This is a genomic window from Streptomyces sp. NPDC107522 (genome assembly GCF_055657525.1).
Map to the genome: position 1 here is coordinate 658,800 of NZ_JBVKAU010000003.1, position 15,224 is coordinate 674,023.

A 15,224-nucleotide genomic window follows, 5' to 3' on the forward strand; every position below is an offset into this window, starting at 1 on the left:
CACCCGCCAACGAACCATCCACCCCAACGGCGCTACCGCCGCAACGACTTACCGAACCCCGCAGCCAACGGCATCCGAAGCCCCAAGGGAGGCGGAGCCGCAAACGCATCCTGAACAGGCCGGGAGAAACCCCGCCCGAACAACACCCCCATAACGAAGTCCCCGGCCAATGCGAGGACTTCATCCCGGTGCTGATGCAACCCGTGCCGATCCGAGTGCACTTCGAACCGGCACACCTCCCGATTCGCCTTCTTCGCCCGCGCCGCCAGCCGGAAGGACAGCTCGGGGTCGCAGACCTCGTCATTCGTGCCGTGCACGATCATCACCCGCCGCCCTCCGAGCTGTTTCACCGGTTCGGGTGAGGCCGCCACGTCCTCCTCCGGCAGCCAAGGCGCTATCGCCAGCACCGAGTTGACGGCTTCATGACCGCCCGCATGCAGGGCCGCCCGCCCGCCCATGTCGATCCCGGCGAGGCACACAGGGACGTCTCCATAGCGCCGTACGACCTCGTCCGCGGCCCACAACGCATCGCTCGCATGGTTCGCGGCGCTGCCGTTCCACCCTCGGAAGCGGTAGTGGACGACATGCGCGGCGAGTCCCTCCCCGCGCCCCGCCCGCACCAGACGGCGCCCCAGGGTGCGCAGATACGAGGTCGCCAACAGCGGCGCCGGCCTGCGATGTGAGACCTCGTCACCACCGGGAAGAAGGAGCACCACGCCGCTCACCGCTGTCGGCTCCGGCCCGATCGCCCTGCCCAGCCGGGCCCTGCGAACCGGCGTCGCTTGCTGTGCCATGACAGAACAGTGTCAGAAGCAAGGGTGTACGCCACCCGTCCGTGGGGTCACCGTTACGTATCGACGGATTCGTACAGCCGAAAGAAATGGAACGATCAGCAAGCGATCTACACGCGTAGGCCTTACAGTGCGGAAATGACGAGCGAGACTGCCCCCAAGGCGAACATCCCGAGCTCGGACCAGATCCGCCGGGCCCCGAAGGTTCTGCTGCACGACCACCTCGACGGCGGGCTGCGCCCCGGCACCATCGTCGAGCTCGCCCGCGAGACGGGCTACACCCAGCTGCCCGAGACGGACCCCGACAAGCTCGGCGTCTGGTTCCACGAGGCCGCCGACTCCGGCTCCCTGGAGCGGTATCTGGAGACGTTCAGGCACACCGTCGGCGTCATGCAGACCCGCAACGCCCTCGTCCGGGTGGCGCGCGAGTGCGCCGAGGACCTCGCCGAGGACGGGGTCGTCTACGCCGAGGTGCGCTACGCGCCCGAACAGCACCTGGAAGGCGGGCTCAGCCTCGAAGCGGTCGTCGAGGCCGTCAACGAGGGCTTCCGCGAGGGCGAGCGGATCGCCCGTGAGAACGGCCACCGCATCCGCGTGGGAGCCCTGCTCACCGCCATGCGGCACGCCGCCCGGGCTCTGGAGATCGCCGAACTCGCCAACCGCTACCGCGACCTGGGCGTCGTCGGCTTCGACATCGCGGGCGCCGAGGCCGGTCACCCGCCGACCCGGCATCTCGACGCCTTCGAGTACCTCAAGCGCGAGAACAACCACTTCACCATCCACGCGGGCGAGGCCTTCGGCCTGCCGTCCATCTGGCAGGCCCTGCAGTGGTGCGGTGCCGACCGGCTCGGACACGGGGTGCGGATCATCGACGACATCCAGGTGCACGCCGACGGCGCGGTGAAGCTCGGCCGGCTCGCCTCGTACGTACGGGACAAGCGCATCCCGCTGGAGCTGTGCCCGAGCTCCAACCTCCAGACGGGCGCCGCCGACTCGTACGCCGCCCACCCCATCGGGCTGCTGCGCCGCCTCCACTTCCGCGCGACGGTGAACACCGACAACCGCCTCATGTCCCACACCAGCATGAGCCGGGAATTCGAGCACCTTGTCGAGGCATTCGGTTACACGCTCGACGACATGCAGTGGTTCTCCGTCAATGCGATGAAATCATCGTTCATTCCTTTCGATGAACGACTGGCCATGATCAATGACGTGATCAAGCCCGGATATGCCGAACTGAAGTCCGAGTGGCTTTTCCGACAGACCACGTCTACCAGCGACTCTGCTGCTGAAGAGGGGTGACGGGCGGGCCTGCACCCACACGGAGCGCGAACCTCATTCACAATCCGTCCGCATTTCGATGTTTGCGGAGGTGTGCGGGGCGTGTTTACGGTCGAGAACCGCTCACAACCCCGTAACGAATTTCGAGGACGCATTTCATGAAGCAGTCTGCTGCCAAGACCCTCGGTGTCGCCGCTCTCGGTGTCGCCTTCGCCGCCGCGGGCGCCGGCGCCGCGAACGCCGCGCCGGTCAGCCCGGAGGCCGCCGGTGCGGCACTGGACACCGTGACCAGGACGCTCCCGGCCGAGAACATCTCCCAGGCGACGCCGGCCGCCACCGCGGGTCTGGCCCAGGGACAGGAGGCGCTCACCACCGGGGTGGCCGCCGCGCAGCCGGCTGCCGAGCAGGCCGTGGTCGGCGGCCCGACCGGCGTGGCGGCCGCGCTGCTCGGCGGTGTGCCGATGCAGGTCCTGCCCACCAACGTGCTGCCCACCGAGGGCCTGCCGCTGAACGGCGCTCCGCTCGCCTGAGCCCGCCTCACCGCCACAGCACCGCTGGGGCGCGCCCTCGGACGGGGGCGCGCCCCAGCGGTGTGTCGGCGAAAGGCCATTTGACCTGCGCTTTCGTCCGCTCCGGGGGCCATTGTCAGTGGGCTGCGGTAGCTTCCGAGGTGGTGGGCGCGACGATGCGCACCACGGGATACGGCCACAGGGGTGGGTGGACGATGAGCGACGGTACGGCGACGACGACGGACCTCGATGTCAGGCTGGAGAAGCACCGCGTCGAACTGACCGGGTACTGCTACCGCATGCTCGGCTCGTCCTTCGAGGCCGAGGACGCGGTGCAGGACACGATGGTCCGTGCCTGGCGGAGCTACGAGAAGTTCGAGGGGCGTTCCAGCCTCCGGTCGTGGCTGTACCGCATCGCGACGAACGTGTGCCTGGACATGCTGACCGCCGGCAACAAGCGGGCGAGGCCGATGGACCTGACGGAGTCGACGCCGCTCGCGCAGGCGGCGCTCTCGCCCCGGCCGGACAACACCTGGCTGGAGCCGATGCCGGACAGCCGGGTGCTGCCCACGACCGACGACCCGGCGGAGGCGGCCGTCGCCAAGGAGTCGGTGCGGCTCGCCTTCATGGCAGCCCTGCAGCAACTGCCGCCCAAGCAGCGGGCGGTGCTGATCCTGCGCGAGGTGCTGGCCTGGAAGGCGAGCGAGGTCGCCGAGCTGCTCGGCCTGACGGTCGCGTCGGTCAACAGCGCGCTGCAGCGGGCCCGCGCGACGCTCGCCGAGCAGCAGCAGCCGGGCGGTGACGCCGCCGTCTCCGACCCGCTGGACGAGGAGCAGCAAAAGCTCCTGGAGCGGTACGTCGCGGCCTTCGAGGGCTACGACATGACGGCGCTGACGGCCCTGCTGCACGAGGACGCCATCATGACGATGCCGCCGTTCGACCTGTGGCTGACCGGCGTCAAGGACATCACCGGCTTCATGACGACACTCGGCGCCCCCTGCGCGGGCTCGCATCTGGTGCCGGTCCAGGTCAACGGGCTGCCGGGGTTCGCCCAGTACAAGCCGGACCCGGAGAAGGGCGGCTTCAGCCCCTGGGCGGTGCAGGTCCTGGAGATATCAGACGGCCGGATCACCGGGTTCCACTGCTTCCTCGACACGCAGCGCTGGTTCCCGCTGTTCGGGCTCCCCCTCCACCTCGAAGCGGAGGCCGACCAGGTCGAGGAGGGCGTGTAGCGCGGGGTCCGCGTCGCGCAGCCGGATCCGGCCCCCCGCCCGCCGGGCGGCCAGCTGCAGCCGCGCCAGCAGATCCACGACGCCGAGCCCCGGCGGACCGAGCCCCCCGACGTCACACACCAGGACTCCGGCCCCGGAGGCCTCCAGCAGCGCCCGCACGTCGTCGCACAGCCCTGCCACCTCGTCCCGGGTGACGGGGCCGGCCAGCACGAGTACAGCGGGTGTCATGGCGTCCACGATCGGTAGACCGGGCGGACGGGCGTAACTCATCGGACCAGGTGCCCCTCGCCGGTTCCCGCTGCTCGTCGCGCTTGCGCGCGGGGTGTCCGCCGACCGAGATCACGTTGACCCACTCCCCGTCTTCCCCAGAGGGTTGCCTGTATGCCACACCCATCAGTGCACCCCCGAATACCTTGCGGCTCCTTCCCCGCCAAGGAGGTTTCGTGCAGGGGGTGTTGACCGGGTTCGCGGTGATCGCGGTCGTCATCGGGGTGGGCTATGTGATCGGCCGCCGCGGCTACCTGGGCGACCAGGGCCGCGAGGTTCTCACCAAGCTGGCCTTCCACGTGGCCTCCCCCGCTCTGCTCTTCACGACGCTCGCGCAGACCGACCTGTCGGTGATCTTCTCCAGCCGGCTCCTGGTCACCGCGCTGAGCACGGCCGCGGCCGCCGGAGTCTTCGTCGCGGTCGGCGTCGTACGGCGCTGGGGCGTGGGCCGCACGACGATCGGCGCCCTGTGCTCCAGCTACGTCAACTCGGGCAATCTCGGCATCCCGATCGCGGTGTACGTCCTGGGCGACGCCTCGCTGGTGGCGCCGGTCCTGCTCTTCCAGCTCGTCGGTGTCACCCCCGTCGCGCTGACGATCCTCGACCTGTCCGGCGAGGGCGAGAAGGGCCCGCTGTGGCAGCGGCTGCTCACGCCGCTGCGGAACCCGATCGCGGTCGGCTCGCTGGCGGGCGTCGCGGTGTCGGCAACCGGACTGAAGATCCCGGCTCCCGTCCTGGACCCGCTGACCCTGATCGGCGGGATGTCGGTCCCGGCGGTCCTGCTGGCCTTCGGCATCTCCTTGTGCGGCAGCACGATGCCGGGCCGGGGCCCGGACCGTGTTCCGGTGCTGCTCTCGGTCGCCCTGAAGTCGATGGGCCAGCCGGCGGCGGCCTGGGCGCTGGCGGCGGGCGTTTTCGGGCTGCGGGGCGCCGAGCTGCTGGACGTGGTGGTGACGTCGGCACTGCCGGCCGCGCAGAACCTGTTCACGTACGCGTCGAGTTACGGGGTGGGTGAGCGGCTGGCGCGGGACTCGATCCTGGTGTCGACGGTGTTGTCGGTGCCGGTGCTGGTGGTCGTCGCCGCTCTGCTCGGCTGAGCCCGGTCACGCGAGAAGGGGCCGGCACCCGAAGGTCCCGGCCCCTTGCCCGCTCAGGCATCTCAGGCGATGCGCTCCAGCACCACCGGCGAAGCCGTGAAGTCCGTCCCCGCGGCCGCGATGTCGTAGGAGCCCTCCACCGCCTGCAGCGCGTACTCGAAGCGCTCCGGGGTATCCGTGTGCAGGGTCAGCAGGGGCTGGCCCTCGGTGACCGTGTCGCCCGGCTTGGCGTGCATCTCGATGCCCGCGCCCGCCTGCACCGGGTCCTCCTTGCGGGCACGCCCCGCGCCCAGGCGCCAGGCGGCGACACCGATGTCGTAGGCGTCGAGGCGGGTCAGCACACCGGAGGACGGGGCCTTGATCACGTGCTGCTCGCGCGCCACCGGCAGCTCCGCGTCGGGGTCGCCGCCCTGGGCCGCGATCATGCGCCGCCAGACGTCCATCGCCGAGCCGTCGGCCAGGGCCTTCGCCGGGTCGGCGTCCTTCACGCCGGCCGCGTCCAGCATTTCGCGGGCCAGGGCGATCGTCAGCTCGACCACGTCCGCGGGGCCGCCGCCCGCCAGGACCTCCACCGACTCGCGGACCTCGAGGGCATTGCCCGCCGTCAGGCCCAGGGGGGTCGACATGTCCGTCAGCAGGGCCACCGTCTTCACGCCGTGGTCGGTGCCCAGGCCCACCATCGTGGAGGCCAGTTCGCGCGCATCATCGAGCGTTCGCATGAAGGCGCCGGTGCCGACCTTCACGTCCAGGACCAGGGAGCCCGTGCCCTCGGCGATCTTCTTCGACATGATCGAGGACGCGATCAGGGGGATCGCCTCGACCGTGCCGGTGACGTCGCGGAGTGCGTACAGCTTCTTGTCCGCGGGGGCCAGGCCGTCGCCCGCCGCGCAGATCACCGCGCCGGTGGTGTCCAGGACGTGCAGCATCTCCTCGTTGGAGAGGAGGGCGCGCCAGCCCGGGATCGACTCCAGCTTGTCCAGCGTGCCGCCCGTGTGGCCGAGGCCGCGGCCCGACAGCTGGGGGACGGCTGCACCGCAGGCCGCCACCAGGGGCGCCAGCGGCAGGGTGATCTTGTCGCCGACGCCGCCCGTGGAGTGCTTGTCGGCCGTCGGACGGGACAGGGACGAGAAGTCCATGCGCTCGCCGGAGGCGATCATCGCGGCCGTCCAGCGGGCGATCTCGCGGCGGTTCATGCCGTTGAGCAGGATCGCCATGGCGAGCGCGGACATCTGCTCGTCGGCGACCTCCCCGCGGGTGTACGCGTCGATGACCCAGTCGATCTGCTCGTCGCTGAGCTCACCGCGGTCCCGCTTGGTGCGGATGACAGAGATTGCGTCCATGGCCATGGCTTTCCTTCCGGCCGAACATGTCAGAAAAAACGGCACGGCCCCTCTGAGCGGCTCGCAGGCGCAACTCAGAAGGGCCGCACAGGAGTTACTGGGTGAGGTGGCCCGGCCCGAAGGCCTGGGGCAGCATCTGCGACAGCGGCAGGATCCCCGCCGGGGTCTCCAGCAGCAGGTCCGGGCCGCCGAACTCGTGCAGCAGCTGGCGGCAGCGGCCGCACGGGACCAGGATCTCGCCCTTGCCGTCGACGCACGTGAAGTGCGTCAGCCGGCCGCCCCCCGTGTTGTGCAGCTCCGAGACCAGTCCGCACTCGGCGCACAGCGACAGACCGTACGAGGCGTTCTCGACGTTGCAGCCGGTGATCGTACGGCCGTCGTCGACCAGGGCCGCGACGCCGACGGGGTAGCCGGAGTACGGGGCGTACGCGCGGGACATGGCGTCCCGGGCCGCCGCGCGCAGCTTGTCCCAGTCGACGTCGTGGGAGGCGGCCGAGGTCACTTGCCCTGACCCTTCCGGTACGGCAGGCCGTCCGCCTTCGGCATCCGCAGGCGCTGTGCGGACAGCACCAGGACGACGAGCGTGATGACGTACGGCGTGGCGGAGACGACCTGGTTCGGGACCTCGTTGGTGCCGGCGTACCAGGCGAAGACCAGGGCGCCGACGACCGCGGTGATCGCGGCCTGGACGTACCGCTTGGAGATCACGAGCCAGATGGCGCCGATGATCAGCAGGAGCGCGCCGAGCAGCAGCAGGGCGTGGACGTTCTCGGAGCCGCCGCGCAGGTTGAGGCTGTCGGTGTAGCCGAACAGTCCGGCGCCGATGGCGAGACCGCCCGGCATCCAGTTACCGAAGATCATCGCCGCGAGGCCGATGAAGCCACGGCCGCTGACCTGGCCCTCCAGGTAGAAGGGGTTGGCCACGATGGACAGGAAGACGCCGCCGAGGCCGGCCAGGCCGCCGGAGATGATCACGGCGATGTACTTGTACTTGTAGACGTTGACGCCGAGGGACTCGGCCGCGACCGGGTTCTCACCGCAGGAGCGCAGACGCAGGCCGAAGGCGGTACGCCACAGGATCCACCAGGTCGCCGGGATCAGCGCTACGGCGATCAGGGTCAGCCACGAGACGTTGGTGACCAGGCCGCCGAGCAGGCCCGCGATGTCGGAGATGAAGAACCAGCCCTGGTTGTTGAGGTCCCGCAGCGCGTCGGACAGGCCCGGCACGGTGAAGTGGCCGAGGGAGTCGACCGCCGGGGACTGCTTGGCGGATCCGCCCGGGTGGCCCTCGAAGGCGAGGGGCGCGAGGTAGCGGGTGGCGCCGAGGGCGAGGATGTTGATCGCCACACCGGAGACGATGTGGTTGACGTTGAAGGTGACGGTGACGAAGGCGTGCAGCAGGCCGCCGATGCAGCCGCCGATGATGCCGACCAGGACACCGGTCCACGGGCCCCACTGGAAGCCGGCCCAGGCGCCGAACCAGGTGCCGAGGATCATCATGCCCTCGAGACCGATGTTGACGACGCCCGCGCGCTCGGCCCACAGACCGCCGAGACCGGCGAGGCCGATCGGGACGGCGAGCTGGAGGGCGGTGGACATCTGGCTGACGTTGGTGATGCCGTCCGCGCCGGTGATGATGCGGACGATCGAGGTCAGCGCCAGGGCTCCGGCGATGACCAGCAGCAGGACGGGCCAGGACAGGCGGCGGCCCGTCGGTGCCGCGGGCTGCAGCGTGGGCTGGTTGACGTCGACCGCTGAAGTCTGCGGGGTGGTCATCGGCCGGCCACCTCCTTCTTGGTGTTGTTGTCGGCGCCGAGGACGTTCCCGGCGGCCAGCTCCGCGCCGACCCGGCGCTGCTGGCGGCGCAGGCCCCACTCGCGTACGGCCTCGTAGGAGACGACGACCGAGAGCACGATCAGGCCCTGCATGATGACCGCGATCTCCTTGTCGTAGCCGTGGAAGTCCAGCTCGGGCGAGGCCTTGTCGAGCCAGGCCCACAGCAGGGCGGCGAACGCGATGCCGACCGGGCTGTTGCGGCCGAGCAGCGCGATGCCGATGCCGAGGAAGCCGATGCCGGTGGGGAAGTTCAGGCTGTAGGTGTGGGTGTCGCCGAGCAGGATCGGCAGGCCCGCGAGACCGGAGATGGCGCCGGAGAGCAGCATGGCGGTGAGGACCATGCGCTTGGGGTCGACGCCGGAGGCCGCGGCGGCCGTCTCCGAGGCGCCCGAGGCGCGCAGGTCGAAGCCGAAGCGGGTGCGGTTGAGGACGACCCAGTAGCCGATGCCGAGCAGGACGGCGAGGAAGACCAGGCCGTAGATCTCGCCGGCGTCGCCCATGTCGATGCCGGGGACCCAGCCGGACTCGTGCATCTCGCCGGTGGTGTTGTTGTTGCCGACCTTGACGCCGAAGACGTTCGGCAGCCACAGGTAGGCGATGACGGAGGTCGCGATCGCGTTGAGCATGATCGTCGCGACGACCTCGCTGACGCCCCGGGTGACCTTGAGGACACCGGCGATGCCGGCCCAGAAGGCGCCGGTGAACAGCGCGGTGAGAAGCAGCAGCGGAACCTGGATCGCGGCCGGCAGGTTCATGTGGGCGCCGACGATGGCGGTCATCATGGCGGCGAGCTGGTACTGGCCGTCGACGCCGATGTTGAACAGGTTCATCCGGAAGCCGATGGCCACCGCGAGGGCCGCGATGTAGTACATCGAGGCCTGGTTGATGATCAGGACCTGGATGTCGGAGAACGTGGCCTGCTCGAACATCACGGCGAACGGCTCGACCGGGTTCTTGCCGGAGGCGAGCAGCACGATCGCGCTCAGCACGAAGGCCACGGCGAGCGCGATGACCGGTCCGGCCACCGCGAGGAGCACGCGCTCCTTGTCGAACTTCTTCATCAGCGGGCCTCGTCTTCACCAGACTCGGGAGACTTGCGGAGGTCAGGAGTCTCGGGGGTCGTCTCTTCGTGCTCGAGGTGCCCGGTCGCGGCACCCGTCATGGCCGAACCGAGCTCCTCCGGGGTGATGGTGGCCGGGTCGGCGTCCGCGACCAGCTTGCCGTTGTAGATCACCCGGAGCGTGTCGGACAGGCCGATCAGCTCGTCCAGGTCGGCGGAGATCAGCAGCACGGCCAGGCCCTCACGGCGGGCCTCACGGATGTGGTCCCAGATCGCGGCCTGCGCACCGACGTCCACACCGCGGGTCGGGTGTGCGGCGATCAGGAAGCGCGGCTTGTGGCTCATCTCGCGGCCGACGATCAGCTTCTGCTGGTTGCCGCCGGACAGGGAGGCCGCGGTGACGTCGATGCCGGGGGTACGGACGTCGTACTCCTCGACGATGCGGCGCGTGTCCTGCTGCGCGGCCTTCGGGTCCAGCCATACGCCCTTGGCGTTGGGCTTCTCGGTGACATGGCCGAGGATGCGGTTCTCCCAGAGGGGGGCCTCCAGGAGCAGGCCGTGGCGGTGGCGGTCCTCGGGGATGTAACCGATGCCCTGTTCGCGGCGCTTGCGCGTGGTCCAGCCGGTGATCTCCTCGTCGATCAGGGTGATCGTGCCGGAGTCGGCGGACTTCAGGCCGATCAGCGCGTCGACCAGCTCGGTCTGGCCGTTGCCCTCGACGCCGGCGATGCCCAGGACCTCGCCCGCGTGGATGGTGAAGGTGATGTCGTCCAGCAGGGCCTTGCCGCCGGCCGCCTCCAGGCGCAGCTTCTCCACCGCGATGACGGGACGGTCGGTGACCGTCGACTCCGCGGTCTCCGGCGTGGGCAGCTCGCTGCCGACCATCATCTCGGCGAGCTGGCGCGGGGTGGTCTCGGAGGGGACGGCCGTACCGACGGTCGTGCCGCGGCGGATGACGGTGATCTCGTCGGCGACGGAGAGGACCTCGCCCAGCTTGTGGGAGATGAAGATGACCGACAGGCCCTCGGACTTCAGCTCGCGCAGGTTCTGGAAGAGCGCGTCCACCTCCTGCGGCACGAGCACGGCGGTCGGCTCGTCGAGGATCAGCGTGGTGGCGCCGCGGTAGAGGACCTTGAGGATCTCCACGCGCTGGCGGGCGGCGACACCGAGCTCCTCGACCAGGAGGTCGGGCTTGACGCCGAGGCCGTAGCGCTCGGAGATCTCCTTGATCTTCTTGCGGGCCTTGGCGCCGATGCCGTACAGCTTCTCGCTGCCCAGCACCACGTTCTCGAGGACGGTGAGGTTGTCGGCGAGCATGAAGTGCTGGTGCACCATGCCGATGCCGCGGGCGATGGCGTCGGCCGGCGACGAGAAGCTGACCTGCTCACCGTCGACGGCGATGGTGCCCTCGTCCGGCTTCTGCATGCCGTAGAGGATCTTCATCAGCGTCGACTTGCCGGCGCCGTTCTCGCCGACGAGGGCGTGGACGGTGCCCTTGCGGACGCTGAGGTGGATGTCGTGGTTGGCCACGACGCCCGGGAATCGCTTGGTGATCCCGGCGAGCTCGACGGCGGTCACCTGACCGTTGACCGCCGCGCCGGCCGGAGGGCTGCTGGACGCGTTGATGGCGCACTCTCCTGGGGACGGGGGTCGTCTACGCGCGTAGCGCCCCTATGGCCTGAAAAGGGGCCGACGCACCGCGACAACGGGGTACGGGGAAGGACTCCCGCTGGGAAAGCCTCCCCGTACCCCGTTGAGCGGACGTAACCCCTGGGTTACCGCTGCTCAGGGTGTGAGGGCGTGTCGCACGGATCCTGCCGGCGGCCATGGGACACCCCCTGCTGTGCTCAGCTCGTCTTGACCTTGATCTCGCCGCTGACGATCTTCTCCTTGGCCGTCTTGATGGCTTCCTGGACCTCGGCGTCGTCCGCGAACTTCGGGTTGGAGTTCGACAGGCTCACCTGGCCGGTCTTCAGATCGCCACGAACGATACCGGTCGCGGGCTTGCCGTCCTCGACCGACTTCGCCAGGTTGTAGACCGCCTTGGCGACGTCCTTCATCGCCGAGGTCAGGATCGAGTCCTTGTACTTGGCGAGCGCTTCCTGGTTGTACTGGTCGGAGTCGACACCGATGGCCCACACCTTGTTGGCGGCGGCCGCCTCGATGACGCCCTGGCCGGAGAGACCGGCGGCCGCGTAGACGACGTCGGCCTTCTTCTCGATCTGGCCCTCGGCGGCCGACTTGCCCTTGTCGGGGCTGGAGAAGCCGCCCTCCTCCGCGGTCTGCGTGAGGTACTGGGTCAGGACCTTGACCTTGGGGTTGGTGTCCTGGACGCCCTGCTCGAAGCCGGCCTGGAACTTGTGGATCAGCGGGATGTCCACGCCGCCCACGAAGCCGACCGTGTTCGTCTTGGTGCTCTTGGCGGCGGCGACACCGGCCAGGTACGAGGCCTGCTCCTCGGAGAAGACCAGGTCGGCCACGTTCTTCGCCTCGACCGTGGAGTCGTCCACGATGCCGAAGGTGGTGTTCGGGAACTTCTCCGCGGCGCCCTTCACGGCGGCGGCGTACGCGTAGCCGACACCGATGACCGGGTCGTAGCCCTGCTTGGCCAGCGACACCAGTCGCTGCTCCTTGTCGGCGTCCGTCTCACCCTCGGTGGGCTCCACGTCGGCCGTCTTGTAGCCGAATTCCTTCTTCGCCTGCTCAAGGCCCGCGTACGCGGCGTCGTTGAAGGACTGGTCGCCCTTGCCGCCGACGTCGTACGCGATGGCGAGACCCTTGTCGCCGCCCTTCGAGTCCGACGACGACGCGGACGTCGAGGTGCCGCCGCAGGCGGAGAGCGCGAGGGCCAGAGAGGCGGTCGCTGCGCCTGCGACCGTGATCCGGGAAATCCGGCGCATGTGTTGGTGCTCCTGTCGTACTGGCGTCCAAGCGCCGGACGGTACAGCTCGGGACAGCTTCACAGCTACGGCGCTGGCTTTCGCTGCAGAGTAACGCGCGTAGACCGGCCGGAACACCCCTTCTGTTCACCTTGTTATCCGCCCGTGGCCAACTGCACGCGGGGCGTTGACCAAGGGCTTGCCGACAGCAAAGGGAGGGTGGCGGTGGGTGACGTGGAGCGCGGACGTCCGGGAACGGCGAGGCGGGCGGGCACCCTCGGGTGCCCGCCCGCCTCACAGATGTCACCGCCGCACGGCTGTCACCGGTGCACAGCCGCTGTGACTACTCGGTCTTGACCTTGATCTCGCCCGCGATGATCTTCTCCTTGGCCGTCTTCACGGCGTCGGCGAGGCCCGGGATCTTCGCGTACTCCGGGTTGGACTCGGACAGGCCGACACCGTTGACCTTCAGGTCGAAGGTCTGGGTGCCCGTCAGCGGCTTGTCGTCCTGGACGGACTTGGCGAGCGCGTAGACCGCGCCGCCGACGTCCTTGAGGGCGGAGGTGAGGATGGAGGCCTTGTAGTTGGCGAGGGCGGCCTGCTTGTACTGGTCGGAGTCGACACCGATCGCCCAGACCTTGGCCTTCGCGGCGGCCTCGATGACGCCCTGACCGGACAGACCGGCGGCGGCGTACTCGACGTCGGCCTTCTTCTCGATCTGACCCTCCGCGGCGGCCTTGCCCTTGTCGGGGCTGGCGAAACCGCCCTCCTCGGCGGTCTGCGTCAGGTACTGCGACAGGACCTTGACCTTGGGGTTGGTGTCCTGGACGCCCTGCTTGTAGCCGGCCTCGAACTTGTGGATCAACGGCACGTCGACGCCACCGATGAAGCCGACGACGTTGGTCTTCGTGGCCTTGGCGGCGGCGACGCCGGCCAGGTAGGAGGCCTGCTCCTCGGCGAAGACGAGGGAGGCGACGTTGTCGCCCTCGACCACGGAGTCGACGATGCCGAAGGTGGTCTTCGGGTACTTCTTGGCCACGGCCTCCATCGCGGGGCCGTAGGCGAAGCCGACGCCGATGACCGGGTTGTAGCCCTGCTTCGCCAGCGAGGCGAGGCGCTGCTCCTTGTCGGCGTCCGTCTCACCCTCGGTGGGCTCGATGTCGGCGGTCTTGTAGCCGAACTCCTTCTTCGCCTTCTCCAGACCGGAGTACGCGGCGTCGTTGAAGGACTGGTCGCCCTTGCCGCCGACGTCATAGGCGATGGCGAGACCCAGGTTCTTGTCGCCGCCGTCGCTGCCGCTGTCACCGCTGGTACCACCGCACGCCGTGGCAGCGAGCGCGAGCGACGCGACCCCCACCGCGACACGGGTCAGTTTGGATATCCGACGCATCGTGAAGTTCCCCATTCTCCAAGCCCCGCAGTGGGTGCTGAGTTCGGCGCACATTAACGCGCGTAGACACTCCTGGGAACGGGGTGTCGCTGGACGTTATCCATTCGTGCCGCCGGTTACGTCCTTGTCACCTTCTCGGTCGTGAACAGCCTAGTGACACTAGGCGCTGCTCACACCTTGTCGCGCTCCCGACTGCCCCCTACGACAGGACGGTCACGGGTCGCATCTCCCGCCTTCCGCCTACGACGGTGACGGGACGGGCATGGTGACGAATACCCACGCCGAGCGTGCGCCATTGCGCACGTTCACCCCGGCGACGACGTCGGCCGGGCCAGCGAGCCCACACCGACGACAACAGAAGCGGTCCCGGCTGGGCCGATTGGCCCGCTCGGTATGGCCGCAGCGCGGACAGCGCTGCGAGGTGTAGGCCGCGTCCACCTCCACGAACGGCACCCCGGCCCGCTGGGCCTTGTAAGCGAAGTGCTGTCCGAGTTGTTGGAACGGCCAGGAGGAGAACGCTTCCCGCTGATCGCGTCGTGGCCGTACCCGTTCGCGAATGCCGTCAAGTACCTCAACGGCAATCCCGCGCCCGGTGCGTTGCGCGATGGACACGATCTCCTTGCTGATCCGGTGGTTCATATGGGTGGCATGGCGCTTTTCCTTTCCGGACCGACGCGCAAGGCGCCGCCGCGCCGAGCGGGTGTCCTTCTTCTGCAGTTCAGCTCGTTTGCGGGCCTGCCAACGCCGATAGCGCGACAGACGTCCGCCTTGGTAGTTGGAGCCATCGGAGGTGGTGGCCAGGTTGACGATGCCGCGGTCCACCCCGATGAAGCCCACCGGCTCGTACGGAACCGGGGCGGGAACCTCGCAGGTCGCGAGCAGGAACCACTTTCCACCCCGCTGGACGAGATCGCTCTCGCCTTTCTGGCACTGCTGGAGGAGCTTGAGCTGATCCGGCGAACAGGCGAAACGCACGCCCTTTGCCCGTCCGCGCACCGTCCAGATCGACACCGTGCGCGCATCCATTTGCCAGGACAGGCAACGGTCGTCGAAGGGCTGTGCCGCCTCAGTTCGGAAGCCAACCGGACGCCTGGTTGCCTCCCGATACCGCTTGGACGTCGGCGCACCCAGCAATCCCGCCCTCAGCTTCGCCCGCAGCGCGGCGTACGCATCCACAACCTTCTTCACCACCCGGACCGTCGGCTGCGCCGACAGTCCGAATGCCGTCTTCACATCCGCGTACACAGCACGCTGCAGGGCAGCCCGGTCCTTGATGCCCTTCTCGAACGCCACGCCCGAGACATACGCAGCGGCCCGGTTACAGGCCAGCAGAGTCGCCTCGAGCGCCGACGCCTGTTCCGGCGTCGGCACAAGCTTGACCTGCACCACCAGCTTCACGTGACAGACCGTAGATGCGAGCACCGAACAGGCGAGCCACTTTCGAAAGCCGACACCCACATCCAGCGACATCTCGAATGCGAGTTCGACTTTCAATCGGCGTCAAACAGACGAGCGTGCAGGCCTGACCACGCTGAAGGCGCG

14 protein-coding genes are annotated in these 15,224 nt (G+C 69.0%); 4 read left to right on the forward strand and 10 right to left on the reverse strand.

Annotated elements, in window-relative coordinates; translation table 11 throughout:
* Positions 1–32: 32 nt before the first annotated feature.
* Positions 33–794: an alpha/beta hydrolase gene (locus ACZ7L6_RS13175; protein WP_471923059.1), complete on the reverse strand. Its 762-nt coding sequence runs from the start codon at positions 792–794 to the stop codon at positions 33–35.
* Positions 795–929: 135 nt separating this feature from the next.
* Between ACZ7L6_RS13175 and ACZ7L6_RS13180 the strand changes: the two genes are divergently transcribed.
* From ACZ7L6_RS13180 to ACZ7L6_RS13190, 3 genes are all read left to right on the forward strand, one after another.
* Entirely contained in the window at positions 930–2,093 is a 1,164-nt protein-coding gene (locus ACZ7L6_RS13180; RefSeq protein ID WP_471923061.1) for an adenosine deaminase, read from the forward strand.
* 137 nt (positions 2,094–2,230) lie between these two features.
* Positions 2,231–2,602, forward strand: a complete 372-nt coding sequence (locus ACZ7L6_RS13185; protein ID WP_471923063.1) for an ATP-binding protein — start codon at positions 2,231–2,233, stop codon at positions 2,600–2,602.
* Between the two features lie 194 nt (positions 2,603–2,796).
* A complete protein-coding gene (locus tag ACZ7L6_RS13190; RefSeq protein WP_471923066.1) occupies positions 2,797–3,813 on the forward strand; it encodes a sigma-70 family RNA polymerase sigma factor in 1,017 nt (338 codons plus the stop codon).
* Here ACZ7L6_RS13190 and ACZ7L6_RS13195 read toward each other — a convergent pair.
* A complete protein-coding gene (locus ACZ7L6_RS13195; protein ID WP_471923068.1) occupies positions 3,697–4,083 on the reverse strand; it encodes an STAS domain-containing protein in 387 nt (128 codons plus the stop codon). The genes ACZ7L6_RS13190 and ACZ7L6_RS13195 overlap by 117 nt on opposite strands.
* Positions 4,084–4,256: 173 nt before the next feature.
* Between ACZ7L6_RS13195 and ACZ7L6_RS13200 the strand changes: the two genes are divergently transcribed.
* Positions 4,257–5,177, forward strand: coding sequence for an AEC family transporter (locus tag ACZ7L6_RS13200; protein WP_471923070.1), 921 nt, complete (start codon positions 4,257–4,259; stop codon positions 5,175–5,177).
* Positions 5,178–5,239: 62 nt separating this feature from the next.
* On the opposite strand, the gene ACZ7L6_RS13205 is transcribed toward ACZ7L6_RS13200, so the two are convergent.
* The 8 genes from ACZ7L6_RS13205 to ACZ7L6_RS13240 form a co-directional block, all read right to left on the reverse strand.
* Entirely contained in the window at positions 5,240–6,517 is a 1,278-nt protein-coding gene (locus tag ACZ7L6_RS13205) for a thymidine phosphorylase (protein WP_471923074.1), read from the reverse strand.
* A gap of 94 nt (positions 6,518–6,611) precedes the next feature.
* Positions 6,612–7,019 (reverse strand): cytidine deaminase, encoded by a 408-nt coding sequence (locus tag ACZ7L6_RS13210; protein WP_471923078.1) that lies wholly within the window; start codon positions 7,017–7,019, stop codon positions 6,612–6,614.
* A complete protein-coding gene (locus tag ACZ7L6_RS13215) occupies positions 7,016–8,293 on the reverse strand; it encodes an ABC transporter permease (RefSeq protein ID WP_471923081.1) in 1,278 nt (425 codons plus the stop codon). Before ACZ7L6_RS13215 ends, ACZ7L6_RS13210 begins: the two co-directional genes overlap by 4 nt.
* Positions 8,290–9,414, reverse strand: coding sequence for an ABC transporter permease (locus tag ACZ7L6_RS13220; protein ID WP_471923085.1), 1,125 nt, complete (start codon positions 9,412–9,414; stop codon positions 8,290–8,292). Before ACZ7L6_RS13220 ends, ACZ7L6_RS13215 begins: the two co-directional genes overlap by 4 nt.
* Positions 9,414–10,991: an ABC transporter ATP-binding protein gene (locus tag ACZ7L6_RS13225; protein WP_471923088.1), complete on the reverse strand. Its 1,578-nt coding sequence runs from the start codon at positions 10,989–10,991 to the stop codon at positions 9,414–9,416. The genes ACZ7L6_RS13220 and ACZ7L6_RS13225 overlap by 1 nt, the downstream gene beginning before the upstream one ends.
* Positions 10,992–11,260: 269 nt before the next feature.
* Positions 11,261–12,313: a BMP family lipoprotein gene (locus ACZ7L6_RS13230; protein ID WP_471923092.1), complete on the reverse strand. Its 1,053-nt coding sequence runs from the start codon at positions 12,311–12,313 to the stop codon at positions 11,261–11,263.
* 322 nt (positions 12,314–12,635) lie between these two features.
* Positions 12,636–13,682, reverse strand: coding sequence for a BMP family lipoprotein (locus ACZ7L6_RS13235; protein WP_471923096.1), 1,047 nt, complete (start codon positions 13,680–13,682; stop codon positions 12,636–12,638).
* A 240-nt stretch (positions 13,683–13,922) separates the two neighbouring features.
* On the reverse strand, positions 13,923–15,080 hold the full coding sequence (locus tag ACZ7L6_RS13240; protein WP_471923099.1) for an RNA-guided endonuclease InsQ/TnpB family protein: 1,158 nt from the start codon (positions 15,078–15,080) through the stop codon (positions 13,923–13,925).
* Positions 15,081–15,224 lie beyond the last annotated feature (144 nt).

Excerpts from the sequence above, each read along its gene's own strand:
- ACZ7L6_RS13175 (WP_471923059.1), bottom strand. The coding sequence starts at position 794 with ATGGCACAGCAAGCGACGCCGGTTCGCAGGGCCCGGCTGGGCAGGGCG.
- ACZ7L6_RS13180 (WP_471923061.1), top strand. The coding sequence starts at position 930 with ATGACGAGCGAGACTGCCCCCAAGGCGAACATCCCGAGCTCGGACCAG.
- ACZ7L6_RS13185 (WP_471923063.1), top strand. The coding sequence starts at position 2,231 with ATGAAGCAGTCTGCTGCCAAGACCCTCGGTGTCGCCGCTCTCGGTGTC.
- ACZ7L6_RS13190 (WP_471923066.1), top strand. The coding sequence starts at position 2,797 with ATGAGCGACGGTACGGCGACGACGACGGACCTCGATGTCAGGCTGGAG.
- ACZ7L6_RS13195 (WP_471923068.1), bottom strand. The coding sequence starts at position 4,083 with ATGAGTTACGCCCGTCCGCCCGGTCTACCGATCGTGGACGCCATGACA.
- ACZ7L6_RS13205 (WP_471923074.1), bottom strand. The coding sequence starts at position 6,517 with ATGGACGCAATCTCTGTCATCCGCACCAAGCGGGACCGCGGTGAGCTC.
- ACZ7L6_RS13215 (WP_471923081.1), bottom strand. The coding sequence starts at position 8,293 with ATGACCACCCCGCAGACTTCAGCGGTCGACGTCAACCAGCCCACGCTG.
- ACZ7L6_RS13220 (WP_471923085.1), bottom strand. The coding sequence starts at position 9,414 with ATGAAGAAGTTCGACAAGGAGCGCGTGCTCCTCGCGGTGGCCGGACCG.
- ACZ7L6_RS13230 (WP_471923092.1), bottom strand. The coding sequence starts at position 12,313 with ATGCGCCGGATTTCCCGGATCACGGTCGCAGGCGCAGCGACCGCCTCT.
- ACZ7L6_RS13235 (WP_471923096.1), bottom strand. The coding sequence starts at position 13,682 with ATGCGTCGGATATCCAAACTGACCCGTGTCGCGGTGGGGGTCGCGTCG.